Raw genomic sequence first — 26842 nt, forward strand, 5'->3', positions numbered from 1 at the left:
GTCTTCTCTGTCCAGACAGACGTACGACGGGGGGAACGGGGCGAGCGGTCGTCAGCTGGTGCGGCCCTTGGCGTCGAACTGCTTCATGCGGTCCAGCACCGAGTCGGCCGTCGGGCCGAACACCTCGTCGACGATCCGTCCGTCCGCGAGGAACACCACCCGGTCCGCGTAGGCCGCGGCCACCGGGTCGTGGGTCACCATCACCACCGTCTGGCCCAGCTCCCGCACCGAGTTGCGCAGGAAGCCCAGCACCTCGGCGCCGGAGCGCGAGTCGAGGTTGCCGGTCGGCTCGTCCCCGAAGATGATCTCCGGCTTGGAGGCCAGCGCCCGGGCCACGGCCACGCGCTGCTGCTGGCCGCCGGAGAGCTGGGCGGGGCGGTGGCCGAGCCGGCCGGAGAGTCCCACCATCTGGATCACGCTGTCCAGCCACTGCTTGTCCGGCTTGCGGCCCGCGATGTCCATCGGAAGGGTGATGTTCTCCAGGGCCGTCAGCGTCGGCAGCAGGTTGAAGGCCTGGAAGATGAAGCCGATCTTGTCCCGGCGCAGCTTGGTCAGCTGCTTGTCCTTCAGGGAGCCCAGCTCGGTGTCTCCGATGCGCACCGAACCGGAGGAGAAGGTGTCCAGGCCGGCCACGCAGTGCATCAGCGTGGACTTGCCGGAGCCGGAGGGGCCCATGATCGCGGTGAACTGGGCGCGCGGGAAGTCGACGGAGACCCGGTCGAGGGCGACCACCTGGGTCTCGCCCTGGCCATAGATCTTCGACAGCTCCGTGGCCCGTGCGGCCACGGAGGTGGTCCGGTCGGCGATGGGTGCGGTGGTCACGGGAAGGGTGCTCCTGACGGGACGACGGTGTGTTCGGGACGTCATCCATCGTCTCGGCCGCCGGGCGCCGTGTAGTCAGCCGCTGTTCCGGTTCCGGGGGGCGACTCGGGTCGGACACCGCGGGGAGGTGTCATACCTGGGGAGGACGAGCGCCCCTGACAGCGTCCCTGACATCTCGGGCCGTCCGCCGACCGTGTGAGAACAGGTCGTACGCCCTGGTCGGGACGGTGAAATTCCGTCATTCCGCACGCACGGCCGTCCGTCGCGAGCAAGGCTATTGGCAGGTGCGGAGGCATGCCCGCGTGACTGATGCTCCCTCAGACATCAATAAAATAAGACAACATCGCGTGCTCGCCCCGATGTTCGAGGTGTGCGTCCCGATAGGCTCGGGATCTCGACGCGGAGCCCACGGCCTGCCCGGATGGTGGAATGCAGACACGGCGAGCTTAAACCTCGCTGCCCCTACGCGGGCGTGCCGGTTCAAGTCCGGCTCCGGGCACCTCCACATCGCTGATCCCCCGACGACTTCCCCGCAGACCCGTTGACAGCGGGCGTACGTGGCCGGAAACTCACGTCAGCAGATAGTGAAGAAAATTTCGCTACACGAACAGCGGAAGCGGAGCTGCGGCGCCGCGACGTCGACCACCACGGCGCCGGCGGCAGCGCCGGCGACCACGTGACGTGACGGCAACGATGCCGATCGAGACGTGGCGGCAACGACGCCAATCGAAGGGAACGACCGATGCGCACCACCGTCGGGATCATCGGAGCCGGCCCCGCCGGCCTGCTCCTCGCCCGGCTGCTCCACAACGCCGGGATCGACTCGGTCGTCCTGGAGAGCCGCGACCGCGCCTACGTGGAGCGCCGCCAGCGCGCCGGGATCCTGGAGCAGGGGACCGTGGACGTGCTGCGCGCGGCCGGTGCCGGGGAGCGGATGGACCGCGAGGGACTGCGCCACGACGGCATCGAGCTGCGGTTCGACCGGAAGCGCCATCGCGTGGACTTCCCCGCCCTGACCGGCGGCCGGTCGGTGATGGTCTACGCCCAGACGGAGGTGTGCAAGGACCTCATCGCCCTCCGGCTGAAGGAGGGTGGCCCGCTGCTGTTCGAGGCGGAGGCGCTGGCCGTCGAGGGCGCCGGCACCGACCGCCCGCGCGTCCGCTTCCGCCACGGGGGCGTGGAGGACGTGCTGGACTGCGACTACGTCGTCGGCTGCGACGGCTTCTGGGGGGTCGCCCGCAAGGCGATACCCACCGGCCTCGTCCGCACCTTCGAACGCGCGTACCCGTTCGGCTGGCTCGGCATCCTCGCCGACGTCGCCCCCTCGCACGACGAACTGGTCTACGCCCGCCACGACCGCGGCTTCGCCCTGCTGTCCATGCGCTCCCCGTCCGTCTCCCGCCTCTACCTCCAGGTGCCCGCGGACGCCGACGCGGAGGACTGGAGCGACGAGGAGATCTGGGCCGAGCTGGAGCGCCGCTTCGAGACCGCGGACGACTGGCGGCTGGAGCGCGGCCCGATCACCCAGAAGTCGGTCACCCCCATGCGCTCCCACGTCCACGAACCCATGCGCCACGGCCGCCTCTTCCTGGCGGGTGACGCCGCTCACATCGTGCCCCCCACCGGCGCCAAGGGCCTGAACCTCGCCGTCGGCGACGTCGTCACCTTCGCGCGGGCGCTCACCCACCGGCGGGCCACCGGCTCCGACGAGCTGCTCGACGCCTACTCCGCGACCTGCCTGCGCCGGGTCTGGCAGGCCGAGCGGTTCTCCTACGACATGACCGCCCTGCTGCACCGCGCCCCCGACGCCACCGGCTTCGACGACCGCCTCCAGATCGCCCGTCTGGACCGCATCGCCTCCTCCCGCGCCGCCGAGACCGACCTCGCCGAGGCCTACACCGGTTTCCCGTTCGACCGGGGGTGAGGCCCCCGCCGTGAGGGGAATCACGGATCGGCGTACCGTGTTGGCCAGCAGCACGGGGGAAAGATCCTCCCCAGGCACTAGGGTCAATCCTTTGCCTTTCCATTACTCTTGAGCCAAGGCCGCGCAGGGCGGCCATGGAGGAGTGAAATGAGGAGCACGAACCCGGTCTTCTCGCGACGGGGGTTCAGCCGCGACAACGGCTACGCGGGCTTCAACACCGCGCCGCAGGCCGGGGGACCCGCCGTCGCCACGCAGGCCAACCCGTACGCGCAGCCCACCGGCAATCCGTACGCGCAGAACCCGTACGCCCAGCAGGACCTGCAGCACGGCGCGCCGCCGCAGGCGCCGGCCACCACCGGCCGGATGACGATGGACGACGTCGTCATGCGGACCGCCACCACCCTCGGCGTGCTCGTCGTCACGGCGGCACTCGCCTGGGCGCTGCTGCCGGTCGACGAGGCCAACCTCGGGCGGTCGTACGGCATCGCCATCGGCGCCGCGGTGATCGGCATGGTCCTGGCGCTCGTCCAGGCCTTCAAGCGCAAGGCGTCGCCCGCGCTGATCCTGACCTACGCGGCGTTCGAGGGTGTCTTCCTCGGCGTCATCTCCAACGTCGTCGACACCCACATCGCCGACGGAGCGGCGATGCAGGCCGTGATCGGCACCATGGCGGTCTTCGCCGGTGTGCTGGTGGCGTACAAGGCGGGCTGGATCCGCGTCAACCGCCGTTTCTACGGCTTCGTCATGGCGGCCGCCCTCGGCTTCATCCTGCTGATGGCGGTGAACCTGCTCTTCGCGGTCTTCGGCGGCGGTGACGGCCTCGGCTTCCGCAGCGGCACCCTCGGCATCATCTTCGGCGTCGTCGGCATCATCCTCGGCGCCTGCTTCCTCGCCCTGGACTTCAAGCAGGTCGAGGACGGCCTCGCCTACGGCGCCCCGCGCGAGGAGGCCTGGCTCGCGGCCTTCGGCCTCACCCTGACGCTGGTGTGGATCTACCTGGAGTTCCTGCGCCTGATCTCGATCCTCAACAGCAGCGACTGACGCGACGACGGACGGCTGCCGACGCAGGCGCGTGAAAGGGCCCCGGGTCTCCTCCCGGGGCCCTTCGTCCTTGTGGCAGTGCGCGCCTAGAGCAGTTTGCGCGCGGCCCTCCTCAGGTCGTACTCGTGGATGATCGCCTTGGCGTGGCCGTAGGCGAGGTTGTGTTCGTGGCGGAGCCAGCTGACCTTCTCCTCGAAGCGGAGAGCGGGGCCCTCTTCGACGGTGCGCAGCCAGTCGGAGATCTCACGGCCGGTGCACTGGGGGATGCGGGCGAGCAGGTTGCGATGGGTTTCCTCGGAGAGGACGTGGGACATCGGCGCCTCCGGACGCATGGGATGTAAGCCGGTCCTTCAGGTCACCGTGCCTGAGCGTTCGCGCGTTGGCAACAGTCCCGCACATCCGCGTACGCTCACGCCGTGGTTGATACGACGCCTCTGACCCGCGCGGTGGATCACTTCGCCGACCGGCTGCGGGCCGCCCCGCAGAGCCGGTTGCAGCGGGGGGCCGCCGCCGAAGCACTGGAGCTGGCCAGGGAGTTGGCCCGGCGCGCCCAGCTGGCCGAGCGGCCCGGCAGCGAGCCCCGGCAGATGCCCGACGCGGGGATGTTCGCCGCCGCCGACCAGATCACCGTGGCCGCACACGATTTGGCCCTCGTACTCAAGAGCGAGGCCGAGCTGGAGGACGCGGTACGGCTGGTGGCGGACGCACAGAAACGCGCCGGGGTGTGAGTCCCCGGCGCGTGCGATGCGGTCGGCCCCGGCTCTCTGCCTTCCCGGCTCCCCGGCTCCCCGGCCTTCCCGGCTCCCTGACTAGAGGGACGCGATGACGCGGTCCGCCAGGATGTAGACGCTCTCCTCGCCGCAGGCGAAGGTCAGCGCGTACGCCCCCGACACGCCCGACCCGCCCAGCAGCACCGGCGTGTCACCCGCGCGCAGCGCTGCGGACAGGCGCTCGGCGGTCTCCCGGTGGCCCGGGGTCATGCACAGCGTCGTGCCGTCGGCGAAGACGTAGACGTCCAGGGTGCCCAGCGGGCCCGGGCGGACGTCCGCCAGGCCGACGCGGCCGGCGGCCAGCTCCTCCAGCGTGGCGACGGTGCGCTCGTGGTCGTTCACGGCCGGTGACGGGTTGGGTACGAAGTCGGGGTGCGAGGGGTGCCGGCGGCGGGCGGCGGCCAGCTCGGCCGACTCACCGGACGGCTCGTCGGTGTCCGCGCCCGGCTCGGTCACCGGCTCCAGGCCCGCCAGGTCGGCCGGCCGGGGCAGGAACAGCTCGCTGTCCGGCAGGCCCAGCAGCAGCGGCGTGTCGGAGGCGTCCCGCGTCTCCTGGGCGGCCCAGAAGGCACGCGCCTCGGCCAGCTCCCGCTCCCGCTCCTCGGCCAGCGCCTCGGCGACCGCGGCGCGTATCTCCTCGGCGTCGGCGGTGCGGGCGGCGGGGACCCGCGCCGGCCCGGCGGCTGCCCGGCCCTCGGCCAGCTCGGTGTGCAGGGCCGCGACCTGGCGACGCAGCACCAGAATGCTGCGCAGGACCGCGACGCCCACGGCGCCGGTGGCGGCCGTGGTGAGCAGCAGGGCGATCTGTGTTGCGCTCACTGACGTACTCCCGGTTCAAAGTCGACCCCCGACTTCCTACATCAGCTTGAAGGGCGGACTAACCCGCTGTCAGTGCGTAACGTCACGAAACGGACAGGACTTTTTGCCCGGCAGGGGTGGGTGTGGCTGTGTTGACCTGCGTGGATCCTGTGGCGAGGGAGATAGGTCACATCCTGGGGGAGATTGGGTCACAAAACGGCCCGGAACCCTGCTTCAGGCGGGGTTCCGGGCCGGTCGTCACGTTGGGTCCGCCGGGTGCTACTGACAGTCCCTCAGCGGTGCCCCGGTGCCCTTCATCGGTGTGCCGGTCAGCTCAGGCGCTCGATGACCATGGCCATGCCCTGGCCGCCGCCCACGCACATGGTCTCCAGGCCGAACTGCTTGTCGTGCCACTGGAGGGAGTTGATGAGCGTGGTGGCGATCCGGGCGCCGGTCATGCCGAACGGGTGGCCGACGGCGATGGCGCCGCCGTTGACGTTCAGCTTCTCCAGCGGGATGCCCAGGTCGCGGTAGGAGGGGATGACCTGCGCGGCGAAGGCTTCGTTGATCTCGACCAGGTCGATGTCGTCGATGGTGAGCCCCGCGCGCCTGAGCGCCTGCTGCGAGGCCTCGACCGGGCCCAGGCCCATGATCTCCGGGGAGAGGCCGGAGACGCCGGTGGAGACGATCCGGGCCAGCGGCGTCAGGCCCAGCTCGCGGGCCTTGGTGTCGCTCATGATCACCAGGGCGGCGGCGCCGTCGTTGAGCGGGCAGCAGTTGCCGGCGGTGACCATGCCGTCGGGGCGGAAGACCGGCTTGAGGCCGGCGACGCCCTCCATGGTGACGCCGGGCCGCGGGCCGTCGTCCTTGGAGATCACCGTGCCGTCGGGCAGCGTGACCGGGGTGATCTCGCGCTCCCAGAAGCCGTTCTTGATGGCCTCCTCGGCGAGGTTCTGCGAGCGGACGCCGAACTCGTCCATGTCCTGGCGGGTGATGCCCTTGAGCCGGGCCAGGTTCTCGGCCGTCTGGCCCATCGCGATGTACGGGTCGGGCAGCAGGCCGTCCTCGCGCGGGTCGTGCCAGGTCGTCCCCTCCTGCTCGGCGACCGCGGCCGTGCGGGCCTCGGCCTCGGCGAACAGCGGGTTGTGCGTGTCGGGGAGGGTGTCGGAGTTGCCCTTGGTGTAGCGGGACACCATCTCGACACCGGCCGAGATGAAGACGTCGCCCTCACCGGCCTTGATGGCGTGCAGGGCCATGCGCGAGGTCTGCAGGGACGAGGAGCAGTACCGGGTGACGGTGCAGCCCGGCAGGTGGTCCATCCCCATCTGTACGGCGATGATCCGGCCGAGGTTGTGGCCCTGCTCGCCGCCGGGCAGACCACAGCCGAGCATCAGGTCGTCGATGTCCTTCGGGTCCAGCTCCGGCACCTTGGCGAGGGCGGCCTGCACGATCGTGGCGGCCAGGTCGTCCGGGCGCAGGTCCTTGAGGGAGCCCTTGAACGCGCGGCCGATGGGGGAGCGGGTGGCAGAGACGATCACGGCTTCGGGCATCACGGCTCCATTGGCTTACGAGGGTCGGGCGGCTGCTTGGGAAGTTACCGGGACGTATGGCCTGGGTCACGGGTCCGGCGGTGTGACATGGACCGCAACTTTCTAAGCGCTTGCTTTTCGGGTGGCGGCGCGGTGTTCCGGGCCGTTGGGCGTTTGAGTACCGGCAGGTACGCCGGGCCGTCCGGCGTCTGAGTCCCGGCGGGTGTTCCGGGCCGTCCGGCGTTGCGTCCCGGCGGGTGTTCCGGGCCGTCCGGCGTTGCGTCCCAGCGGGTGCCAGGCCGTCCGGCGTCTGAGGGCGAGGCCGTTCAGGCCGGTGGGGACGGGCGGCGGACCCCCGGCGAGCCCCGCACCAGCGCAGGGATGCGTCACACGGAAGGGGCCGCAGGAGCCGGGTCCGGCTCGGCCACCCGGCGCCGCCGCCGGCGCTTCAGCAGGGCCCACGGCCCCCGCGCCCCCGTCGACGCCGCCGCGACCTCCGTACCCGCCTCGGAGGCGGCCTCGGCCGCGGCGCGCGCCACCGGCAGGAAGCCCTCGTGGCGGGTGACGTCCGGACGCTCCTCCTCCGGCCACAGGCCGAGCGCCGCGCAGACCGTCGGCAGCACCGCCATCGCGGCGGTGGCGTAGCCCTCGGCGGAGGGGTGGTAGTTGTCGGGACCGAACATCGCCCGCGGGTTCTCCGCGAACTCCGGGCCCAGCAGGTCGCCCAGCGACACCGTGCGCCCGCCCTGCTCCACGACCCCGATCGTCTGCGCCGCCGCCAGCTGCCGGGACGCCCGCCGGGCCAGCCAGCGCAGCGGCTGCCGCACTGGCTCGATGGTGCCCAGGTCCGGACAGGTGCCGACGACGACCTCCGCCCCGGCCGTGCGCAGCCGCCGCACCGCCGCCGAGAGGTGACGGACCGAGCTGGTGGCCGGCATGCGGTGGGTGACGTCATTGGCGCCGATCATGATCACGCAGATGTCGGGCACCCGGGCGGGGTCCGCCAGCACCAGCCCCACCTGCCGGTCCAGGTCGTCCGAGCGGGCCCCCGGCAGCGCGACGGACTCCAGCCGGACCGGGCGTTCCGCCACCGCCGCGAGCCCCGACGCCAGCAGTGCGCCCGGTGTCTGCCCGGCCCGGTGCACGCCCTGACCGGCCGCCGTGGAGTCGCCCAGCATCACCAGCCGCAGGGGAGGCTCACCGGCCGTCGGCAGCGTGCCGCCGTACAGGCCCCCCGCGTTCGGCACGCGACCCGGCGTGCCGTTGCCCACCCGGCGTCTGGCCAACCGCACCTCGGCCAGCAGCAGACCGACCGTGGCGGCGCCCGCCAGACCGATGCCGCCGCCGCCGTAAGCCGCGCCGGCCGCGATCCGCCGGGCCACCCTCGCCCTCGACATGCTCGTCATGCGTCGCCGCCACCTCCTCACGAGCCGTACAACCAGTGCTTGCCCCGTACCGGCCGTCGTCCAATCTCAACGGGGAGTGAACGACCGCCACGGGGCCGCGGGGCACCGGCAGGCCATAGGCTGGCTGGCGGAACATCACAGCCATTTCTTTCGACCACATCTTTTGCGGCATCCGGAGACAACGGTGCAATTCCACGACTCGATGATCAGCCTCGTCGGCAACACCCCGCTGGTGAGGCTCAACAGCGTGACCCGGGGCATCAGGGCGACCGTCCTGGCCAAGGTGGAGTACTTCAACCCGGGCGGCTCGGTGAAGGACCGCATCGCCCTGCGCATGGTCGAGGCCGCCGAGCAGAGCGGCGAGCTGCGGCCCGGCGGCACGATCGTCGAGCCGACCAGCGGCAACACGGGTGTGGGACTCGCCATCGTGGCCCAGCAGAAGGGCTACAAGTGCATCTTCGTCTGCCCGGACAAGGTGTCCACGGACAAGATCAACGTGCTGCGCGCGTACGGGGCCGAGGTGGTCGTGTGCCCCACGGCGGTGGACCCCGAGCACCCCGACTCCTATTACAACGTCTCCGACCGGCTGGTCCGGGAGACGCCCGGTGCCTGGAAGCCCGACCAGTACTCCAACCCGAACAACCCGCTCTCCCACTACCACTCCACCGGTCCTGAGCTGTGGGAGCAGACGGAGGGGAAGATCACCCACTTCGTCACCGGCGTCGGCACCGGCGGCACCATCTCCGGTACCGGCCGGTACCTGAAGGAGGTCAGCGACGGCCGGGTCAAGGTGATCGGCGCCGACCCCGAGGGCTCGGTGTACTCCGGCGGCTCCGGGCGGCCGTACCTCGTCGAGGGCGTCGGCGAGGACTTCTGGCCGACCGCCTACGACCGGACCGTCGCGGACGAGATCGTGGCCGTCTCCGACAAGGACTCCTTCCAGATGACCCGGCGGCTGGCGAAGGAGGAGGGCCTGCTGGTGGGCGGCTCCTGCGGGATGGCGGTCGTCGCCGCCCTGGAGGTCGCCGAGCGGCTCACCGAGGACGACGTGGTGGTCGTGCTGCTGCCGGACAGCGGACGCGGCTACCTCAGCAAGATCTTCAACGACGAGTGGATGGCCGACTACGGCTTCCTGGAGGACGCCGGCCCCAGCGCCCGCGTCGCCGACGTCCTCCACGACAAGGAGGGCGGCGCCATCCCGTCCCTCGTCCACATGCACCCGGACGAGACGGTCGGCCAGGCCATCGAGGTGCTGCGCGAGTACGGCGTCTCGCAGATGCCCATCGTCAAGCCCGGTGCCGGCCACCCGGACGTCATGGCCGCCGAGGTCGTCGGCTCGGTCGTCGAGCGGGAGCTGCTGGACGCCCTGTTCGCCAAGCGGGCCTCGCTGGACGACCCGCTGGAGAAGCACATGTCCGCCCCGCTGCCCCAGGTCGGCTCCGGCGAGCCGGTCGCTGACCTGATGTCCGTCCTCGGCCGGGCCGACGCGGCGATCGTCCTCGTCGAGGGCAAGCCGACCGGTGTGGTGAGCCGTCAGGACCTGCTGGCGTTCCTCGCCAGGAGCGGCAAGTGAGCGGACGGCACCCTGGGCCTGATCCGGGCTTCTGGTCGCCGGTCGCCGGGCGCTGATCGCCGGGCTCTGGGCTCCGTTCTCCGGGCTTTGCGTGAACCCCGGGTGAACGGCCGGTGCCGAGGGCGGAGTTGAGGCGGCCGGTGGCCGGTGCGGACTTCGCGGAAGTGGTACGCGGGTGTCACGTCCGCGCAGCACTCGCTTAACACCGGCCCGTCACAGTGGGGTTGTCGGAAGGGAGAAGCGGGAGCGGCTCCCCGCGCCCCCTCCGGCACCGTACGGCGTCACGGACTTCCGGAGCGGCTCCCGGACCTCCCTGGACGCCACGGACGCGCCGCCCGGCCCGTGGGCCCGGCCCCGCGTCCCTCGCGGGGACCGCCGTCGTCCCGCCCCCCGGCAACGGGGGTGCGGCGGTCCCCGCGCTCACCTCACGCCGACGGCGCCGGTCCTCGAGTCCCGGTCCTCGGCCCCTCCCGGTCCTCGGCCCCTCCCGGTCCTCGGCCCCTCCCTGTCCTCGGCCCCTCCCTGTCCTCGGCCCCTCCCTGTCCTCAGCCCCTCCCGGTCCTCAGTCCTCCCAGTCGCCGTCCCGCTCGTGCCGCCGCCGGCGCCGGAACAGGCCGGGGTCGGTGCGGGCCACCTGGACGACGTTGACGCCGACGATGCCGGCCCAGGCGACCAGGAGCCCGGGGAGGTGGGCGGTCCCGGCGCCGATCGCCGACAGGGGGACGGCGAGGACCAGCGAGACGATGCCGAAACCGAACCGCTCGCCCCAGGAGTCCGTCGGTCTCGGCGACCGGGAGTCCCGGGCCACCCGCGTCTGCTGCTCGGCGAGCTGCCGTCGCATCCGGCGCTCGACCGCGCCGTCGATGCGCTGATCGACCTTCTCCAGGAACGAGTCGACCAGCGCGGACTCGTACTCCTCGCCCAGCTCCCTGCGGGCCTGCAGGGCGGCGTCGAGTTCCTTCTTCAGGTCGGCGTCCCGCGCGTCCATTCCGGTCATACGGCCCACGGTAGGCAGCCGGAGACCGGGTGGCACTGGGGTTAGCCCCCGTTTCCGTGCGGGGGACGGCCGGGCGGTGGAGGCCCCTGCGGCTGTATAACGGTATGCAGGCCCTACGGTCCGTGAATGGGCGGCCGGGCGCAGAGGCGGTCCGTGAAGAGGCGAGGATCGAGGGGGAGCACAGTCATGAGCGGGAGCGGGAGCGGGAGCGGGAGTGCGACCGACAGCCCTGCCGCGAGGCTGCAGGCGCTCTTCGAGGGGCACCGGCTGACGCCCACCCAGCGGCGCATCGCGCACAGCATGGTGCGGCGCGCGGCCGACGTGCCCTTCCTGTCCAGCGTGGAGCTGGCCGAGCTGGCCGGGGTCAGCCAGCCGTCCGTGACCCGGTTCGCCGTCGCCCTCGGTTTCGACGGCTACCCCGCCCTGCGCCGCCATCTGCGCGAGGTCGCGCCCGCCGGACCGGCCGCCGAGCCCGGCGCCCACAACGAGTACCAGCAGGCGGTCGAGGCCGAGATCGAGAACCTGCGCCACCTGGCGGCGGCCCTGGCCGACCCGGGTCCCGTGCGGCAGGCGGGGCGGGTGCTCGCCGCGAGCCGCCCGCTGCCGGTCCTCGGGCTGCGTGCGGCGGCCGCCCAGGCGCACGGCTTCGCCTACTTCGCCGCCAAGGTCCATCCGGACGTCCGGCTGCTGAACGAGGGCGGCACGATGATCCACGACCGGATCGACGCCGCCGTCCGGGCCGGTGCCGGCGCCCTGCTCTGCTTCGCGCTGCCCCGGCATCCCCGCGAGGTCGTCGACACCCTCGTGCACGCCAAGGAGGCGGGGCTCACCGTGGTCACCGTCGCCGACTCCGCCTTCGCGCCGGTCGCCAAGGTGTCCGACCTGCTGCTGCCGGCCGCCGTCGGTACCGGGCTCGCCTTCGACACCGCCTGCGCGCCGATGCTGCTCGGCCGGGTGCTGCTGGAGGCGATGTGCGACGACCTGCCGGACGCCCAGGCGCGGCTGGAGGAGTTCGACGCCAAGGCGGCGGCGCGGGGCCTGTTCGTGGAGTGACGGCCTCGTGAGGGCTGCCGGTGGCCGTTCTCAGATTCGTCTCACGTTTCCGCGTTACCGTGGCCGGGCTCACACACCCTCGGACGCTGCAACAGACGAGAGACGGAGGCGGAACGTGGCGCGCGGAGGACAAGGGCTGGCCCGGGTGGCCGTCGTCGTACGGGCGGGAGCGGCACCCATGTGGTGGCTGGGCGTACTCGCGGCAGGCATCGGACTGCTGGTGCCGGGCCTGACCGGACGCCGGATCGGCGTGCTGGCCGGGGCGGCGCTGTTCCTGGTCGCGGTGGGCGTCGTGGCCTGCGTCCGCCGCAGGCGGTACACCGCCCTCGCCCGTTCGGCCGCCCGCGCGGGCAAGCACGACGTCCTCCAGGACCGGGCGGTCACCGCGCGCAACTGGCGCCGGGGCCACCGCTGGTGGCTTCTCCTCGCCTTCCTCGCCGCCCTGGGCGGTTCCTTCGCCGCACCCGCCGCCGGCGGCATGCTGCTGGCCGGCTGCGGCGCGGGCCTGTGGGTCAAGGCCGCCTGGATCGGCCGCCTCGAACGCACCGAGGATGCCCTGCTGTGGGTCCGCGTCGACTGGCTCGCCAGGAACGCCGGACGCCCCACCGGCAAGACGGTCAGGGCCTACCGCAGCACGGGCATCGCAGCGGGCGACGCGGCTCCGGGCGGAGCGAGGCGAAAGGCGCCGGCCCTGGTGTGACGGGCGGCTGAACGACGCCGTAGGGGCGCGGATGCCGTGACATCGTGCGGCTCGGCCGCGGAACGCGACCGGCCACGGCGAAGCCGCAGCCCTCGACCGATCCTGGCCCCCTACGGCGCTGCCCCCGGCCCGTACGGCGCTGCCCCTGCCCCTACGGCACTGCTCCCAGCTCCTAAGGCGCGAGGCCGGACGTCAGGGCATCGGCGTGCGCCCCTCCCGCTTCGGTGACGATCTCCTCGACCGACTGGGCCTCCCGGACGACGGCGAAGGCCACGTTCGCCCCGTCCGTCGAGAACCCGTAAATCCCGGGCCGCGCGAGCGAGTTGTACGCGTAGTGGTGCGCGAAGCAGTACGCCCCCGTGTCCAGCGCCGCCACATGGTCCCCCTGCTCCACCAGCGGCAACTCCCGCCCCACCGCCAGCAGGTCCCCGGCGAAGCACGCGGGCCCGGCCACGTCCTGCGCCACGACGGCCCCCTCCTTCGGCCGCCCCTTGCCGTCGAAGACGGCGATCCGCAGGGGCCACGCCCCCGGCGCGTACACCGTCCGCGTCGCGACCTGCACGCCCGCGTGAGTGACCGCGACCGGCCGCCCGCCCGCGCTCTTGGCGTACTCCACCCGCGCCACCACCGTCCCGTGCTTGGCCAGCAGCGACCGCCCGAACTCGGTGACCAGCCCGTACCGTCCGTCGAACAGCCCCGGCACCGCCTCGCGCAGCACGCGCGCGTACTCGGCGTACGTCGGGGCCGTGGCGTCCGAGGCGAAGTTCACCGGCAGTCCGCCGCCGATGTCGAGAGTGTCGATCTGCCGGCGCCCGGCCCGCTCGTTGATCTCCTCGGCCAGCGTGTACGTCTCCCGCACGCCCTCGGCCATCAGCGGCAGCGGTATGCCCTGCGAGCCGGTGTGCGCGTGCAGCCGGGTCAGCCAGGGCCGGTCCAGACAGGCCCGCACCACCCACTCCCGGGCGCCCTCGTCGCGCAGCGCCACCCCGAACTTCGAGGTCGCCGTGGCCGTCGACAGCGCCTCGATGGAGCCGCCGCCGATCTGCGGGTTCACCCGGACGCCCAGCGGCGAGCGGCTGGGCGCGGACCTCATCAGCGCGTCGATGCGCTCCAGTTCCTGCGGGTTGTCCGCGTTGACGGCGATGCCCAGCGCCAGTGCCTCGCGCAGTTCGCCCGGTGTCTTCGCGGGCGAGTCGAGCACCGTGTGCCCCACCGGTACCCCGGCCGCGCGGGCCAGCGCCAGCTCCCCGGGGCTCGCGACCTCCGCGCCGATGCCCTCCTCGTGCAGCAGTCGCAGCACCGGCACCAGCGGCGTCGCCTTCACCGCGAACGCGTGCAGCACGGGCGTCCCCGGCGCCACCACCGCGTCGAACGCCGCCCGCAGCTCGGCCGCCGACTCCCGGATGCCGGCGACGTCCAGCAGCCCCAGCACGGCGGAGTCGGGCCCGAGCAGCCCCTGTTCCACCGCCGCCCGCACGGCCTGGTCCCGTCGCGCCGCCCGCTCCCCGCCGGTGCCGCCGTCGGCCTGTCGCATGTGGTCCCCCGTCCCGTGGATGCCTGCGCCCATACGTCCAGCCAAACATCCGCGACGCGCCGACGCCGACCTCACCCCGTATTGACTAGCTCTATTCAGGGGGCCAGGATGTGAATATCCGCAGCAACAATCCGTCGGGAGCAAGCCCAGCCACCAGGAGGCACACCATGTCCGGACCTCGCCCTGTCCGAGCGCCGCGCGGCACCACGCCGAGCGCCCTGGGATGGCAGCAGGAGGCCGCCCTGCGGATGCTGCAGAACAACCTCGACCCGGAGGTCGCCGAGCACCCCGACAAGCTCGTCGTCTACGGCGGCACCGGCAAGGCCGCCCGCGACTGGCGCTCCTTCGACGCCATGGTCCGCACCCTGAAGACCCTCCGGCAGGACGAGACGATGCTCGTCCAGTCCGGCCGCCCCGTCGGCGTCATGCAGACCCACGAATGGGCCCCGCGCGTCCTCATCGCCAACTCCAACCTCGTCGGCGACTGGGCCACCTGGGAGGAGTTCCGCCGGCTGGAGGCGCTCGGCCTGACCATGTACGGGCAGATGACGGCCGGCTCCTGGATCTACATCGGCACCCAGGGCATCCTCCAGGGCACCTATGAGACCTTCGCCGCCGTCGCCGCCAAGAAGTTCGGCGGCTCCCTCGCCGGGACCATCACCCTCACCGCGGGCCTCGGCGGCATGGGCGGCGCCCAGCCGCTCGCCGTGACCATGAACGACGGCGTCGCCCTCTGCATCGACTGCGACCCGCGCGCCATCGACCGCCGCATCGAGCACCGGTACCTCGACGTCAGGGCCGACTCCCTCGACCACGCCCTCCAGCTGGCCGTCGAGGCCCGGGACCAGCGCAAGCCGCTGTCGATCGGCGTGCTCGGCAACGCCGCCGAGCTGGTGCCGCAGCTGCTCGCCATGGGCGCGCCCATCGACATCGTCACCGACCAGACCTCGGCCCACGACCCCCTGGCCTACCTGCCGGACGGCGTCGCCTTCGAGGACATGGCCGACGCGGCCGCCAAGGATCCGGCCGGCTTCACCGCCCGCGCCCGCGAGTCCATGGCCCGGCACGTCGAGGCCATGGTCGGCTTCCTCGACGCCGGTGCCGAGGTCTTCGACTACGGCAACTCCATCCGCGGCGAGGCCAAGCTCGCCGGCTACGAGCGGGCGTTCGCCTTCCCCGGCTTCGTCCCCGCCTACATCCGCCCCCTGTTCTGCGAGGGCAAGGGCCCCTTCCGGTGGGCGGCCCTGTCCGGCGACCCGGCCGACATCGCCAGGACCGACAAGGCGATCCTCGACCTCTTCCCGGAGAACGAGTCCCTGGCCCGCTGGATCCGGATGGCCGGTGAGAGGGTCCACTTCCAGGGCCTGCCCGCGCGCATCTGCTGGCTCGGCTACGGCGAACGGGACAAGGCCGGCGAGCGGTTCAACGACATGGTCGCGAGCGGCGAGCTGTCCGCGCCGGTCGTCATCGGCCGCGACCACCTCGACTGCGGCTCCGTCGCCTCCCCCTACCGCGAGACCGAGGCCATGCTCGACGGCTCCGACGCCATCGCCGACTGGCCGCTGCTCAACGCCATGGTCAACGTGGCCTCCGGCGCCTCCTGGGTCTCCATCCACCACGGCGGCGGCGTCGGCATGGGCCGGTCCGTCCACGCCGGTCAGGTGACGGTCGCCGACGGCACCGCGCTCGCCGGGGAGAAGATCCGCCGGGTGCTCACCAACGACCCCGGCATGGGCGTGATCCGGCACGTGGACGCCGGGTACGACATCGCCGAGTCGGTCGCCGAGCGGCGCGGGGTGCGGGTCCCGATGCGCGAGGGTGACGACGTTCGCGAGGGTGACCGGGCGTGAGCTTCCACAGCATGTGGGCGGAGCTGCTGCCGATCGGCCGCAGCTCCGCCTCCGGCGGCTACCGGCGCTTCGCCTGGACCGAGGCCGACGCCGACTGCCGGGCCTGGTTCGAGCAGCAGGCCCGCTCCCGCGGGCTCGTCCACGAGACCGACCGCAACGGCAACCAGTGGGCCTGGCTCGGCGACCCGGCGGCGGGGAACGCCGTCGTCACCGGGTCACACCTGGACTCCGTGCCCGACGGCGGCGCCTTCGACGGCCCCCTCGGCGTGGTGTCCGCCTTCGCCGCCCTGGACGAGCTGCGCGGGAGGGGAGCGCGGTTCACCAGGCCCGTCGGCATCGTCAACTTCGGCGACGAGGAGGGCGCCCGGTTCGGCCTCGCCTGCGTCGGCTCCCGGCTCACCGCGGGGGTGCTCACCGCCGAGCAGGCGCACCGCCTGACCGACGGCGACGGGATCACCCTCCCGCAGGCCATGGCGGCCGCCGGACACGACCCCGAGGCCATCGGCCCGGACCCGGAGCGGCTGAACCGCATCGGCGCCTTCGTCGAACTCCACGTCGAACAGGGCCGCGCCCTGGACCTGTCCGGGGACCCGATCGGCATCGCCAGCGCCATCTGGCCGCACGGCCGCTGGCGGTTCGACTTCCGCGGCGAGGCCAACCACGCCGGCACCACCCGCCTCGCCGACCGCCGCGACCCCATGCTCGGCTACGCCGAGACGGTGCTCGCCGCCCGCCGCGAGGCCGGACTTGCCGGTGCCGTCGCCACCTTCGGCAAGATCGCCGTCGAGCCGAACGGCGTCAACGCCATCCCCTCCCTGGTGCGCGGCTGGCTCGACGCCCGCGCCGCCGGGCAGGAGGCCCTGGACGCCGTGGTGAACGGTGTGGAGAAGGCCGCCCGCGCCCACGCCGGCACCCACGGCGTCGCCCTCGACGTCGAACGCGAGTCCTTCACCCCCGTCGTCGAGTTCGACCACGCCCTGCGCGACGAGGTGGCCCGCATCCTCGGCAAGGACACCGACCCCGGCCTGAGGGTCCCCGTCCTCGGCACCGGTGCGGGACACGACGCCGGGATCCTCTCCGGACGCATCCCGACCGCCATGCTGTTCGTGCGCAATCCCACCGGTGTCTCGCACTCCCCGGCCGAGTTCGCCGCCGAGGACGACTGCGTGGCCGGGGTCGCCGCCCTCGCCGACGTACTGGAAGGACTGGCCTGCACGTGACCGTCTCGCAGCGGACCTACTGGCTGGAGCACGCCTGGCTCGGCACCCACGTGGAGCCGGGCGTCACCGTGACGGTGTCCGTCAGCGGCTCCGCCGCGGGGGCCGACGGCCGCATCACCGCCGTCCGCCGGGACACCCCCGCCCCGCCGCCCGGCGCCGAGGCCCTGCGCGGCCTGACCGTGCCGGGATTGGCCAACGCCCACAGCCACGCCTTCCACCGCGCCCTGCGCGGCACCGTCCAGGTCGGCTCCGGCACCTTCTGGACCTGGCGCGAGGTCATGTACTCCGTCGCCGACCGGCTCACCCCGGAGACCTACCACCAGCTGGCCCGCGCCGTGTACGCCGAGATGGCCCTCGCCGGCGTCACCGCCGTCGGCGAGTTCCACTACGTCCACCACGCGCCCGGCGGCGTCCCCTACGCCGACCCCAACGCCATGGGCGAGGCACTGATCGAGGCCGCCGCCGAGGCGGGCATCCGCATCACCCTCCTGGACACCTGCTACCTCTCCTCCGGTTTCGGGCAGCAGCCCAACGGCCACCAGCTCCGCTTCTCCGACGGAACGGCCGAGGCCTGGGCGGAACGCTGTGCGGTTCTCAAGGAACGGGATCACGCACGGATCGGGGCGGCCGTCCATTCGGTGCGGGCCGTGCCCGCCGACGAACTGGCGACCGTGGCGCACTGGGCTCACGACCGGCGGGCCCCGCTGCACGTCCACCTGTCCGAGCAGACCGCCGAGAACGACGCCTGCCGCGAGGCCCACGGGTGCACTCCCACCCGCCTGCTCGCCGACCACGGCGTCCTCGGGCCGCGCACCACCGGCGTGCACAACACGCACCTCACCGACGAGGACATCGCCCTGCTCGGCGGCAGCGGCACCGGCACCTGCATGTGCCCGACCACCGAACGGGACCTCGCCGACGGCATCGGACCCGCCGCCGCGCTCCAGGCCGCGGGCTCACCGCTCAGTCTCGGCACCGACAGCCACGCCGTCATCGACCTGCTCGAAGAGGCCCGCGCGATGGAGCTGAACGAACGGCTGCGCACCCGCACCCGCGGCCACTGGACGGCCGCCGCCCTGCTGCGCGCCGCCACCGCCGACGGTCACGCCGCCCTCGGCTGGGACGACACCGGCACCATCGAGGCAGGCGCCCGCGCCGACCTCACCACCCTCGCGCTCGACTCGGTTAGAACAGCGGGCCCGCCGCCCCGCCTGGGCGCCGAGACCGCCGTATTCGCCGCGACGGCGGCGGACGTACGGCACACGATCGTCGCGGGCCGGCACGTCGTACGCGACGGGGCCCACACGCTCGTACCCGATGTGCCGCGGGCGTTGGCCCGTGCCGTCGAAGCCCTGCGTGCGTGACCACCGCCCGACCCAGCCCCCACGAGGACGACGCCATGAGCAGCAGCACCGTCATCACCAACATCGCCGCGCTGGTCACCAACGACCCCTCCCTCGGGCGGGGGTTCCCCCTCGGCCTGGTCCGGGACGCGGCCGTCGTCATCGACGGCGACCGCATCGCGTGGACCGGTGAATCCAGCAAAGCACCCGCCACTGACAATCGCCTCGACGCCGAAGGCCGGGCGGTGCTCCCCGGCTTCGTCGACTCCCACTCCCACCTGGTCTTCGCGGGCGACCGCACCGAGGAGTTCAACGCCCGGATGTCCGGCCGCCCCTACAGCGCGGGCGGCATCCGCACCACCGTCGCCGCCACCCGGGCCGCGAGCGACGCGGAACTGGAGGCGAACGTCACCCGTTACCTCCAAGAGGCCCTCCGCCAGGGCACCACCACCTTCGAGACCAAGTCCGGCTACGGCCTGACGGTCGCCGACGAGTCCCGCGCCCTGCGCATCGCCGCCCGCCACACCGACGAGGTCACCTTCCTCGGCGCGCACATCGTCGCCCCCGAGCACGCCGAGGACCCCGCCGCCTACGTCGACCTGGTCACCGGCGAGATGCTCGACGCCTGCGCCCCGTACGCCCGCTGGATCGACGTCTTCTGCGAGAAGGGCGCCTTCGACGGCGACCAGGCCCGCGCGATCCTCACCGCGGGAAAGGCCAGGGGCCTGCACCCGCGCATCCACGCCAACCAGCTCTCCTACGGCCCCGGTGTCCAGCTCGCCGTGGAACTCGACGCCGCCAGCGCCGACCACTGCACCCACCTCACCGACGCCGACGTCGACGCCCTGGCGGGCAGCCGGACGGTCGCCACCCTCCTGCCCGGCGCCGAGTTCTCCACCCGCGCTGAGTGGCCCGACGCCCGGCGCCTGCTCGACGCCGGCGCCACGGTCGCGCTGTCCACCGACTGCAACCCCGGCTCGTCCTTCACCTCGTCCGTCCCGTTCTGCATCGCGCTCGCCGTACGGGACATGGGGATGACGCCGGACGAGGCGGTCTGGTCGGCCACGGCGGGCGGCGCGGCGGCCCTGCGCCGCGACGACGTCGGCCGCATCACCCCGGGCGCGTACGCCGACCTGGCCCTCCTCGACGCCCCGAGCCACGTCCACCTGGCCTACCGGCCCGGCGTGCCGCTGGTGGCCGGCGTGTGGCGGCGCGGCGTCCGCGTGGTCTGAGCGAGCGAGGCGAGCACCGGCGGCATGCGGGCGTCGATCCCGGCGGCCGTCCGGCAAGCCCTAGGGGGGCGGTCCGAGATCGGACCGCCCCCCTAGGGCAACCGGAGAACCGAAGCACCCGGGAACCGGGACACCCGGGACCGAAGCGCCGGGGCACCGGAGAACCCGCGAATCGAAGGACAACCGTGGAGGCGACCGTCACCCCGCCGCCACGGTCACTCCTCGACGGTCAGCCCCTTGCGCAACCGCACCAGCGTCCGCGACAGCAGACGCGACACGTGCATCTGGGAGATGCCGAGTTCCTCGCCGATCTCCGACTGGGTCATGCCCGCGACGAAGCGGAGGGAGAGGATCTTCCGGTCCCGCGGCGGCAGCTCGGCGATCAGCGGCTTGAGCGACTCGACGTACTCGATGCCTTCGAGTCCGTGGTCCTCGTAGCCGATCCGGTCCGCCAGCGCGCCCTCGGCGTCGTCCTCCTCCGGCTGGGCGTCGAGCGAAGCGGCCGTGTAGGCGTTCGAGGCCGCCATGCCCTCGACGACCTCGTCGTTGGAGATGCCGAGGCGCTCGGCCAGCTCGGCCACCGTCGGCGCGCGGTCGAGCTGCTGGGCCAGCTCGTCGCCGGCCTTGGCCAGGTCGAGCCGGAGTTCCTGGAGGCGGCGCGGCACGCGAACGGACCACGAGGTGTCGCGGAAGAAGCGCTTGATCTCGCCGATGATCGTCGGCATCGCGAAGGTGGGGAATTCCACACCCCGGGAGAGCTCGAAGCGGTCGATCGCCTTGATCAGGCCGATCGTGCCGACCTGGATGATGTCCTCCATCGGCTCGCTGCGCGAGCGGAAGCGGGAGGCGGCGAACTTGACCAGCGCGAGGTTGAGTTCGACGAGCGTGTTGCGTACGTACGCGTACTCGTGGGTGCCTTCCTCCAGGGACTCCAGCCGCTCGAAGAGGGTCTTGGACAGCGCCCGGGCGTCGGCCGGTGCCACCTCGTCGTACGCGGGGATGTCCGGAAGTCCGGTGAGCGCGTCGTCGGGTTCGACGACCGCGTCGTGGTGCCCGATGGGATCCAGATGTTCCGGAGGGAGTGTCGACGTCGCTTCTTGGGTACGCGATCCGTCGAGCCGGGGTGACATGATGTCCTCCATCGTTCTCGGCATACGGCTGCCGAAGCCAGATACGTGCACTGCGGTGTGCGGCGCCTCCAAAGCCGGCCGTGTCGGTTACGTGTTCCTCTAGGCCTACCGGCTTCACCGAGCCCACCGCAAGTGCGTTATGTGCAGGTATGTCCGGTTCTGTGTGGATGTTCGGGTGTCGAAGAGGGGCGGGAAGGCGTAGTGTTCGAGGGCGTCAGCAGCAGTCACGACCCCGGGAGAGAGAGACGGCATGGACCGCGGGACGGTCGGCAGCGCACAGTCGGGCCGGCTTCTGGTTGAGGTGCGGGAAGAGGGCCTCAGTGCCGTCGTGACTCCGGCGGGTGAGCTCGATCACCACACCGCCGATCTGTTGCGTGAGCCACTCGAGGAATGTCTCGCCAAGGGATTCAACCGGCTTGTCGTCGATTGCTCCCGTCTGGAGTTCTGCGACTCCACGGGGCTCAACGTCCTGCTCGGTGCGCGGCTGAAGGCGGAGGCCGCGGGAGGCGGAGTGCATCTGGCGGGAATGAAGCCGGTCGTGGCGCGCGTGTTCGAGATCACGGGAGCGGACGCCGTCTTCACCGTGCATGACACGCTTGAGGCCGCGCTGGCGAACGAGTCCGGCTGAGCCGCCTTGAGCGGCCGGAGACGTGGCTCGTGCGTCCCCTGTGACCGGCGTTTTCCGCCCCGTACGGGGTGTACTGCCGAATACAGGGGTGTTCAGCCGGTCCGGTCGGGCAGGAGACATCCTGAACATGTCGGCTGTCGGACGGGGGCGCCGGGGGTGGGCACACCGCTTGTACTGCGTGATCGACTGTGTACGACCTTGAAACGTGAACTGGTGAATCGGTGAGGTGAAGCGCTGATGAGCACCACCCGGCCCTACTCGCCGGGCGACCGCGGTCCGGAGCCCAGCGGCGCTTCCGCGGCGTCCGAGGGGGGCGCGTCCGGGACCGGTGAGCCCCTGGGACCAGTGGGACCAGCGTCCGTGACCGGGACGCCGGACGGGCACGTGGCCGCACCGTCCGCGGCGCCGCCCGGCCGGCAGGCCCGCCGGTTGAGCTTCGACGGCGCGAGCGGCGTCGTACCGCTGGCCCGCGACTTCACCCGGCAGGCGCTGTACGCGTGGGGCTGGCTGCCCGCCGCGACGGCCGACCAGCGGGCCGCCGCCGAGGACGTGCTGCTCGTCGTCTCCGAGCTGGTCACCAACGCCTGCCTGCACGCCGAGGGACCGGACGAGCTGTGGATCACCTGCGACAAGAAGGTGATCCGGCTGGAGGTCTCCGACCGCGGCACGGGCCAGCCGGCCCCCCGCACCCCGCACCGCGCCGGACGGCCCGGCGGCCACGGCATGTTCATCGTGCAGCGGCTCTGCCTGGACTGGGGGGTCGTACGCAGCCCGGGCGTCGCGGGCAAGACGGTGTGGGCGGAGCTGGGCGCACCGGCGTAGTCCCGCCGCGGAGACGGGGCGTGGGCCTCCGCTCCGGTCATGCCCGGGCTCCATCGGCCACAGTGCGCCCCGCCGACCAGGGTGGCCATGCCGACCAGGGCGGCCCTGCCGACCAGGGCCGACCGCCCCCGCGGCCCGGCCAGAGGGGCCCTGAAGCGGTCCGGCCCCCCGCATCCCCCATCTCTCCATCCCCCCATCCCTGGCCCCCCCATCCCCGTCCGGCCCCCCGGCCCTCACCCCGGCCCGCCCCGACATCCCCCCGAACCGCCCACCGCCCGTCCGTCCCCCCGGCGGGCCTCACGCGGCCGGTCCGCCCCCGGAAACGCCCGGAGGGCCACCGCGTCCCCAGGGACGCGGCAGCCCTCCGCAGAGCAGGCGGGTACGTCTCAGCGCACGTCGCCCATGAGCTCCTTGACCCGCTTGCGGTACATCCAGATCGCCACACCGGCGACCACGGCGAGGGTGGCCTCCGCGGCCACGACGCCCGTCTTGTTCAGGTCGACACCGGCGATGGAGAGCAGACCGGTCGTGGCGTCACCGGCGGTGACGGCCAGGAACCAGACACCCATCATCTGCGAGGCGTACTTCACCGGCGCCATCTTCGTCGTGACCGACAGGCCGACCGGGGAGAGCAGCAGCTCACCACAGGTCTGGACGAAGTAGATCGCCACCAGCCACAGCGCCGCGGCCTTGTGCCCGCCGTCCGCGATGGTGAGCGGCGCCAGGAAGAGGAAGAAGGACGAGCCGACCAGGACCAGGCCGAACGAGAACTTCACGATCGTGCTCGGCTCCTTGCCCCGCCGGTTCAGCGCCAGCCACAGCGTGGCGAAGACCGGGGCCAGGGCCATGATCAGGACCGGGTTGACCGACTGGTACCAGGAGACCGGGAACTCCCAGCCGAGGACGTTGTTGTCCGCCGAGGACTTGGCGAAGATCGACAGGGTCGAGCCACCCTGGTCGTAGATCATCCAGAAGACGGCCGCGGCCACGAAGAACCAGATGTACGCGGACATCTTCGACTGCTCGGTGCGGTCCAGCTCCTTGTCGCGCTTGATGCGCGTCAGCACCATCACCGGGATGATCACGCCGAGCAGGGTCAGCGGAACCAGGATCCAGTTCAGCGTGTAGTTGCCGGAGAAGCCGACGATCGCGTAGAAGACGACCGCGAGGGCGGCCCAGAACGCGGCCTTGCGCAGCGTCGAGGTCTTCTCCGCCGCCGACAGCGGCTTCGGGACGACGCTGGAGTGCGGCGCCAGGTGGCGGCTGCCGATCAGGAACTGGGCGACACCCAGCGCCATGCCGAGCGCGGCCAGCGCGAAGCCCAGGTGCCAGTTGACGCTCTCGCCGACGGTGCCGATGATCAGCGGCGCGCCGAAGGCACCGAGGTTGATGCCCATGTAGAAGACGGTGAAGCCACCGTCGCGGCGCGGGTCGTCCGGGCCGTTGTAGAGCTGGCCGACCATCGTGGAGATGTTGGCCTTCAGCAGACCCGAGCCGATCGCGACCAGTCCGAGACCGCCGTAGAACGTGCCGGTGAAGGGCAAGGCCAGCGTGAGGTGGCCGAGCATGATCACGCCGCCGGCGACGGCGACGGTCTTGCGGGGGCCCCAGACACGGTCGCCGAACCAGCCGCCCGGCATCGTGAGCAGATACACCAGCGACAGGTACACCGAGTAGATCGCGGTCGCGGTGCCGGCGCTCAGGCCGAGACCGCCCGGAGCCACGAGGTACAGCGGAAGCAGTGCCCTCATGCCGTAGTAGGAGAAACGCTCCCACATCTCGGTCATGAAGAGGGTGGCCAGACCCCGGGGGTGGCCGAAGAAGGTCTTCTCGGAACCGGGGGTGCCCGGGGAGACCGAGTCCTTCGTCAGGCTGGACGCCATGGTCGATCCTTGCTGGTCGGGACGCGCACGTAAGGCGATGCGCGCCCGGTGGGGGCGGCCGGCACCGGCGGCCCGCCCGTCCACCCCACGCCCACGGGGAGCCCGCTCCGGATCACGGAGCGGAGGACGGTGACCTCCGGGATCCACGCCTCATGGCGCGTTCGTGCGCGGTGAGGCCCGGCCACAGGTCATTCCACTCAAGGCTGGCCGTCGGCCAGCCCGCACACAAAAGAGACCTTCAGCGTCGAACAGCGCCAAAGGTCCCCGTGGTGCTACAGGCGTTGGTTCACCATACGGCAGGACACCGACCGGTATGGAAGGGCTTGTGTGGCGGATCACAGGAAAAACTGGAACCGCGCGCCCCTATTCGAAGGTGTCCAGCAAGATGGACTCCCATACCTCCAGGATGCCGATCAATGCCCTGTGCAGGCAAGTTGGGGCGGGAACCGACGGTGGCGATCACGGCCCGGACGTTCCGCCAAGCGGACTACCATCGGCTCATGACCCGTGTACTGCTCGCCGAGGACGACGCGTCCATCTCGGAGCCACTGGCCCGCGCACTGCGCCGGGAGGGGTACGAGGTGGAGGTGCGTGAGGACGGACCCACCGCGCTGGACACCGGGCTGCAGGGCGGCGTCGACCTCGTCGTGCTGGACCTCGGTCTGCCCGGCATGGACGGCCTGGAGGTCGCCCGCCGGCTGCGCTCCGACGGCCACACCGTGCCGATCCTCATCCTGACCGCGCGCGCCGACGAGGTGGACACCGTGGTCGGTCTCGACGCCGGCGCCGACGACTACGTCACCAAGCCGTTCCGGCTCGCCGAGCTGCTCGCCCGGGTCCGCGCCCTGCTGCGCCGCGGCGCCGCCGAGCCGCAGCAGCCGCCCGCCACCCACGGCGTGCGCATCGACGTCGAGTCGCACCGCGCCTGGATGGGTGACGAGGAGCTTCAGCTCACCGCCAAGGAGTTCGACCTGCTGCGGGTGCTCGTCCGGGACGCCGGCCGGGTCGTCACCCGCGACCAGCTGATGCGCGAGGTCTGGGACACCACCTGGTGGTCGTCGACCAAGACCCTCGACATGCACATCTCCTGGCTGCGCAAGAAGCTGGGGGACGACGCGGCCAACCCGCGCTACATCGCCACCGTGCGCGGCGTGGGCTTCCGCTTCGAGAAGAACTGAGCCCGCTCCGGGGTCCGCACAGGCAATTCCGTCTCCGGGGTCTCCACAGGCAGTCCGGCTCTCCACAGGTAGTCCGGGTCTCCACAGGTAAGAGGACATGCGCCGCCGACTGATCCAGTCCACGCTCGCCGTGGTGCTCGTGGTGATCGCCGTCTTCGGCGTCTCCCTCGTCATCGTCGAGACCCGCGCGATCAGCAGCACCGCGCAGGAGCGCGTCGACCTGGAGGCGGCCCGGCTGGCCAGCATCGTGGACAGCCGCCTGCTCGGCGCCGGCACCGTCGACGTCAACGTCCTGCGCCAGCAGCTCGAGGGCGACCGCTACGCCGAGATCCGCATCCCCGGCAAGCCGGTCATCGAGGTCGGCACCGAGCCCACCGGCGACGTCATCCGCGGTGAGGCCACCGGCGAGGAGGGCGAGACGGTCGTCGTCGAGGAGCCGCGCTCCTCCGTGACCCGCGAGGTCGGCCGGACCCTGCTGATCATCGGGCTGGTGGCGCTGCTCGCGGTGATCGCCGCCGTCCTGCTGGCCGTACGCCAGGCCAACCGCCTCGCCTCCCCGCTCACCGACCTCGCCGAGACCGCCGAACGCCTCGGCTCCGGCGATCCGCGCCCGCGGCACAAGCGGTACGGCGTCCCCGAGCTGGACCGGGTCGCCGACGTGCTGGACTCCTCCGCCGAGCGCATCGCCCGCATGCTGACCGCCGAGCGCCGCCTGGCCGCCGACGCCTCCCACCAGCTGCGCACACCGCTGACCGCGCTGTCGATGCGGCTGGAGGAGATCACCGTCACCGATGAACCGGAGACGGTGAAGGAGGAGGCGATGATCGCGTTGGCGCAGGTGGAACGCCTGACGGACGTGGTGGACCGGCTGCTGACGAACTCCCGCGACCCGCGCAGCGGCTCCGCCGTCACCTTCGAGCTGGACGACGTCATCCAGCAGCAGATCGCCGAGTGGCGCCCGGCCTACCGCAGCGCCGGGCGGGCGATCGTCAGCTCCGGCAAGCGGCATCTGGAGGCCGTGGGCACGCCCGGAGCGGTGGCGCAGGTGCTGGCGGCGCTGATCGAGAACTCCCTGATGCACGGCGGCGGCACCGTCGCCCTGCGCACCCGGGTGACCGGCAACCAGGCGGTGGTCGAGGTCACGGACGAGGGACAGGGCGTCCCGGCCGACCTCGGGGCGAGGATCTTCGAGCGCACGATCAGCGGACGGAACTCCACGGGCATCGGCCTGGCCGTCGCCCGCGACCTGGCGGAGGCCGACGGCGGACGCCTGGAACTGCTCCAGTCCAAGCCCCCGGTGTTCGGCCTGTTCCTGTCGCGCACGCCGCCCTCGAAGAGGTCGTCGGACTCGGGCCAGACGGTCAGATAGCCGCTCGCCGGGCCGCGCGCGGTGACACTCGCCGGGCCGC

Annotated in this window: 23 protein-coding genes and 1 tRNA gene; 15 read left to right on the plus strand and 9 right to left on the minus strand. The window is 72.2% G+C overall.

Annotation, left to right across the window (positions count from 1 at the left end):
- Positions 1–51 precede the first annotated feature (51 nt).
- On the minus strand, positions 52–822 hold the full coding sequence (locus tag ACLGIH_RS20615) for an ABC transporter ATP-binding protein (protein ID WP_416526735.1): 771 nt from the start codon (positions 820–822) through the stop codon (positions 52–54).
- Positions 823–1237: 415 nt separating this feature from the next.
- Between ACLGIH_RS20615 and ACLGIH_RS20620 the strand changes: the two genes are divergently transcribed.
- The 3 genes from ACLGIH_RS20620 to ACLGIH_RS20630 all read left to right on the plus strand — a co-directional run bounded on the left by ACLGIH_RS20620 (position 1238) and on the right by ACLGIH_RS20630 (position 3787).
- Positions 1238–1321: transfer RNA gene (locus ACLGIH_RS20620), tRNA-Leu, on the plus strand.
- A 243-nt stretch (positions 1322–1564) separates the two neighbouring features.
- Entirely contained in the window at positions 1565–2746 is a 1182-nt protein-coding gene (locus ACLGIH_RS20625) for a 4-hydroxybenzoate 3-monooxygenase (RefSeq protein ID WP_416526736.1), read from the plus strand.
- 147 nt (positions 2747–2893) lie between these two features.
- Entirely contained in the window at positions 2894–3787 is an 894-nt protein-coding gene (locus tag ACLGIH_RS20630) for a Bax inhibitor-1/YccA family protein (RefSeq protein ID WP_416526737.1), read from the plus strand.
- Positions 3788–3873: 86 nt separating this feature from the next.
- On the opposite strand, the gene ACLGIH_RS20635 is transcribed toward ACLGIH_RS20630, so the two are convergent.
- Positions 3874–4101: a DUF4287 domain-containing protein gene (locus ACLGIH_RS20635; RefSeq protein ID WP_416526738.1), complete on the minus strand. Its 228-nt coding sequence runs from the start codon at positions 4099–4101 to the stop codon at positions 3874–3876.
- A gap of 102 nt (positions 4102–4203) precedes the next feature.
- Here ACLGIH_RS20635 and ACLGIH_RS20640 point away from each other — a divergent pair, with 102 nt between their 5' ends.
- Positions 4204–4515, plus strand: coding sequence for a hypothetical protein (locus ACLGIH_RS20640; RefSeq protein ID WP_416526739.1), 312 nt, complete (start codon positions 4204–4206; stop codon positions 4513–4515).
- Positions 4516–4596: 81 nt separating this feature from the next.
- Here ACLGIH_RS20640 and ACLGIH_RS20645 read toward each other — a convergent pair whose 3' ends face one another.
- From ACLGIH_RS20645 to ACLGIH_RS20655, 3 genes are all read right to left on the minus strand, one after another.
- A complete protein-coding gene (locus ACLGIH_RS20645) occupies positions 4597–5376 on the minus strand; it encodes a hypothetical protein (protein WP_416526740.1) in 780 nt (259 codons plus the stop codon).
- A gap of 308 nt (positions 5377–5684) precedes the next feature.
- Positions 5685–6905 (minus strand): acetyl-CoA C-acetyltransferase, encoded by a 1221-nt coding sequence (locus ACLGIH_RS20650; RefSeq protein WP_416526741.1) that lies wholly within the window; start codon positions 6903–6905, stop codon positions 5685–5687.
- 365 nt (positions 6906–7270) lie between these two features.
- On the minus strand, positions 7271–8290 hold the full coding sequence (locus ACLGIH_RS20655) for an SGNH/GDSL hydrolase family protein (protein WP_416526742.1): 1020 nt from the start codon (positions 8288–8290) through the stop codon (positions 7271–7273).
- Between the two features lie 184 nt (positions 8291–8474).
- Here ACLGIH_RS20655 and ACLGIH_RS20660 point away from each other — a divergent pair, with 184 nt between their 5' ends.
- A complete protein-coding gene (locus tag ACLGIH_RS20660; RefSeq protein WP_416526743.1) occupies positions 8475–9863 on the plus strand; it encodes a cystathionine beta-synthase in 1389 nt (462 codons plus the stop codon).
- 562 nt (positions 9864–10425) lie between these two features.
- Here ACLGIH_RS20660 and ACLGIH_RS20665 read toward each other — a convergent pair.
- Positions 10426–10851 carry a hypothetical protein gene (locus ACLGIH_RS20665; protein ID WP_416529435.1) on the minus strand — a complete coding sequence of 142 codons (426 nt, stop codon included), beginning with the start codon at positions 10849–10851 and terminating at the stop codon, positions 10426–10428.
- Between the two features lie 195 nt (positions 10852–11046).
- On the opposite strand from ACLGIH_RS20665, the gene ACLGIH_RS20670 reads away from it, so the two are divergent.
- Together ACLGIH_RS20670 and ACLGIH_RS20675 are read left to right on the plus strand one after the other, a co-directional pair.
- On the plus strand, positions 11047–11913 hold the full coding sequence (locus tag ACLGIH_RS20670) for a MurR/RpiR family transcriptional regulator (protein ID WP_416526744.1): 867 nt from the start codon (positions 11047–11049) through the stop codon (positions 11911–11913).
- Between the two features lie 115 nt (positions 11914–12028).
- A complete protein-coding gene (locus ACLGIH_RS20675; RefSeq protein WP_416526745.1) occupies positions 12029–12613 on the plus strand; it encodes a hypothetical protein in 585 nt (194 codons plus the stop codon).
- Positions 12614–12785: 172 nt separating this feature from the next.
- Here ACLGIH_RS20675 and ACLGIH_RS20680 read toward each other — a convergent pair whose 3' ends face one another.
- Positions 12786–14147, minus strand: a complete 1362-nt coding sequence (locus ACLGIH_RS20680; RefSeq protein WP_416526746.1) for a type III PLP-dependent enzyme domain-containing protein — start codon at positions 14145–14147, stop codon at positions 12786–12788.
- A gap of 167 nt (positions 14148–14314) precedes the next feature.
- On the opposite strand from ACLGIH_RS20680, the gene hutU reads away from it, so the two are divergent.
- Genes hutU through hutI form a run of 4 tightly spaced genes read left to right on the plus strand, consistent with a single transcriptional unit; the run spans position 14315 to position 19792 of the window.
- Positions 14315–15997, plus strand: coding sequence for a urocanate hydratase (gene hutU, locus ACLGIH_RS20685; protein WP_416526747.1), 1683 nt, complete (start codon positions 14315–14317; stop codon positions 15995–15997).
- Positions 15994–17217, plus strand: a complete 1224-nt coding sequence (locus ACLGIH_RS20690) for an allantoate amidohydrolase (protein WP_416526748.1) — start codon at positions 15994–15996, stop codon at positions 17215–17217. The genes hutU and ACLGIH_RS20690 overlap by 4 nt, the downstream gene beginning before the upstream one ends.
- A complete protein-coding gene (locus ACLGIH_RS20695; RefSeq protein WP_416526749.1) occupies positions 17214–18581 on the plus strand; it encodes a formimidoylglutamate deiminase in 1368 nt (455 codons plus the stop codon). The genes ACLGIH_RS20690 and ACLGIH_RS20695 overlap by 4 nt, the downstream gene beginning before the upstream one ends.
- Before the next feature lie 35 nt (positions 18582–18616).
- Positions 18617–19792, plus strand: a complete 1176-nt coding sequence (gene hutI, locus ACLGIH_RS20700) for an imidazolonepropionase (protein ID WP_416526750.1) — start codon at positions 18617–18619, stop codon at positions 19790–19792.
- 215 nt (positions 19793–20007) lie between these two features.
- On the opposite strand, the gene ACLGIH_RS20705 is transcribed toward hutI, so the two are convergent.
- On the minus strand, positions 20008–20922 hold the full coding sequence (locus ACLGIH_RS20705) for an RNA polymerase sigma factor SigF (RefSeq protein ID WP_416526751.1): 915 nt from the start codon (positions 20920–20922) through the stop codon (positions 20008–20010).
- A 250-nt stretch (positions 20923–21172) separates the two neighbouring features.
- Here ACLGIH_RS20705 and ACLGIH_RS20710 point away from each other — a divergent pair, with 250 nt between their 5' ends.
- Together ACLGIH_RS20710 and ACLGIH_RS20715 are read left to right on the plus strand one after the other, a co-directional pair.
- A complete protein-coding gene (locus ACLGIH_RS20710) occupies positions 21173–21550 on the plus strand; it encodes an STAS domain-containing protein (protein ID WP_416526752.1) in 378 nt (125 codons plus the stop codon).
- A gap of 237 nt (positions 21551–21787) precedes the next feature.
- Complete coding sequence (locus tag ACLGIH_RS20715; protein ID WP_416526753.1) at positions 21788–22372, plus strand: ATP-binding protein; 585 nt, start codon at positions 21788–21790, stop codon at positions 22370–22372.
- 386 nt (positions 22373–22758) lie between these two features.
- Here ACLGIH_RS20715 and ACLGIH_RS20720 read toward each other — a convergent pair whose 3' ends face one another.
- A complete protein-coding gene (locus ACLGIH_RS20720; RefSeq protein WP_416526754.1) occupies positions 22759–24255 on the minus strand; it encodes an oligopeptide:H+ symporter in 1497 nt (498 codons plus the stop codon).
- 500 nt (positions 24256–24755) lie between these two features.
- Between ACLGIH_RS20720 and ACLGIH_RS20725 the strand changes: the two genes are divergently transcribed.
- Positions 24756–25433 (plus strand): response regulator transcription factor, encoded by a 678-nt coding sequence (locus ACLGIH_RS20725; protein WP_416526755.1) that lies wholly within the window; start codon positions 24756–24758, stop codon positions 25431–25433.
- 97 nt (positions 25434–25530) lie between these two features.
- Positions 25531–26802 (plus strand): ATP-binding protein, encoded by a 1272-nt coding sequence (locus tag ACLGIH_RS20730; RefSeq protein WP_416526756.1) that lies wholly within the window; start codon positions 25531–25533, stop codon positions 26800–26802.
- Positions 26803–26842: the final 40 nt, after the last annotated feature.

It is taken from the genome of Streptomyces hamibioticus, assembly GCF_047946815.1.
In the GTDB taxonomy this organism is placed as follows: domain Bacteria; phylum Actinomycetota; class Actinomycetes; order Streptomycetales; family Streptomycetaceae; genus Streptomyces.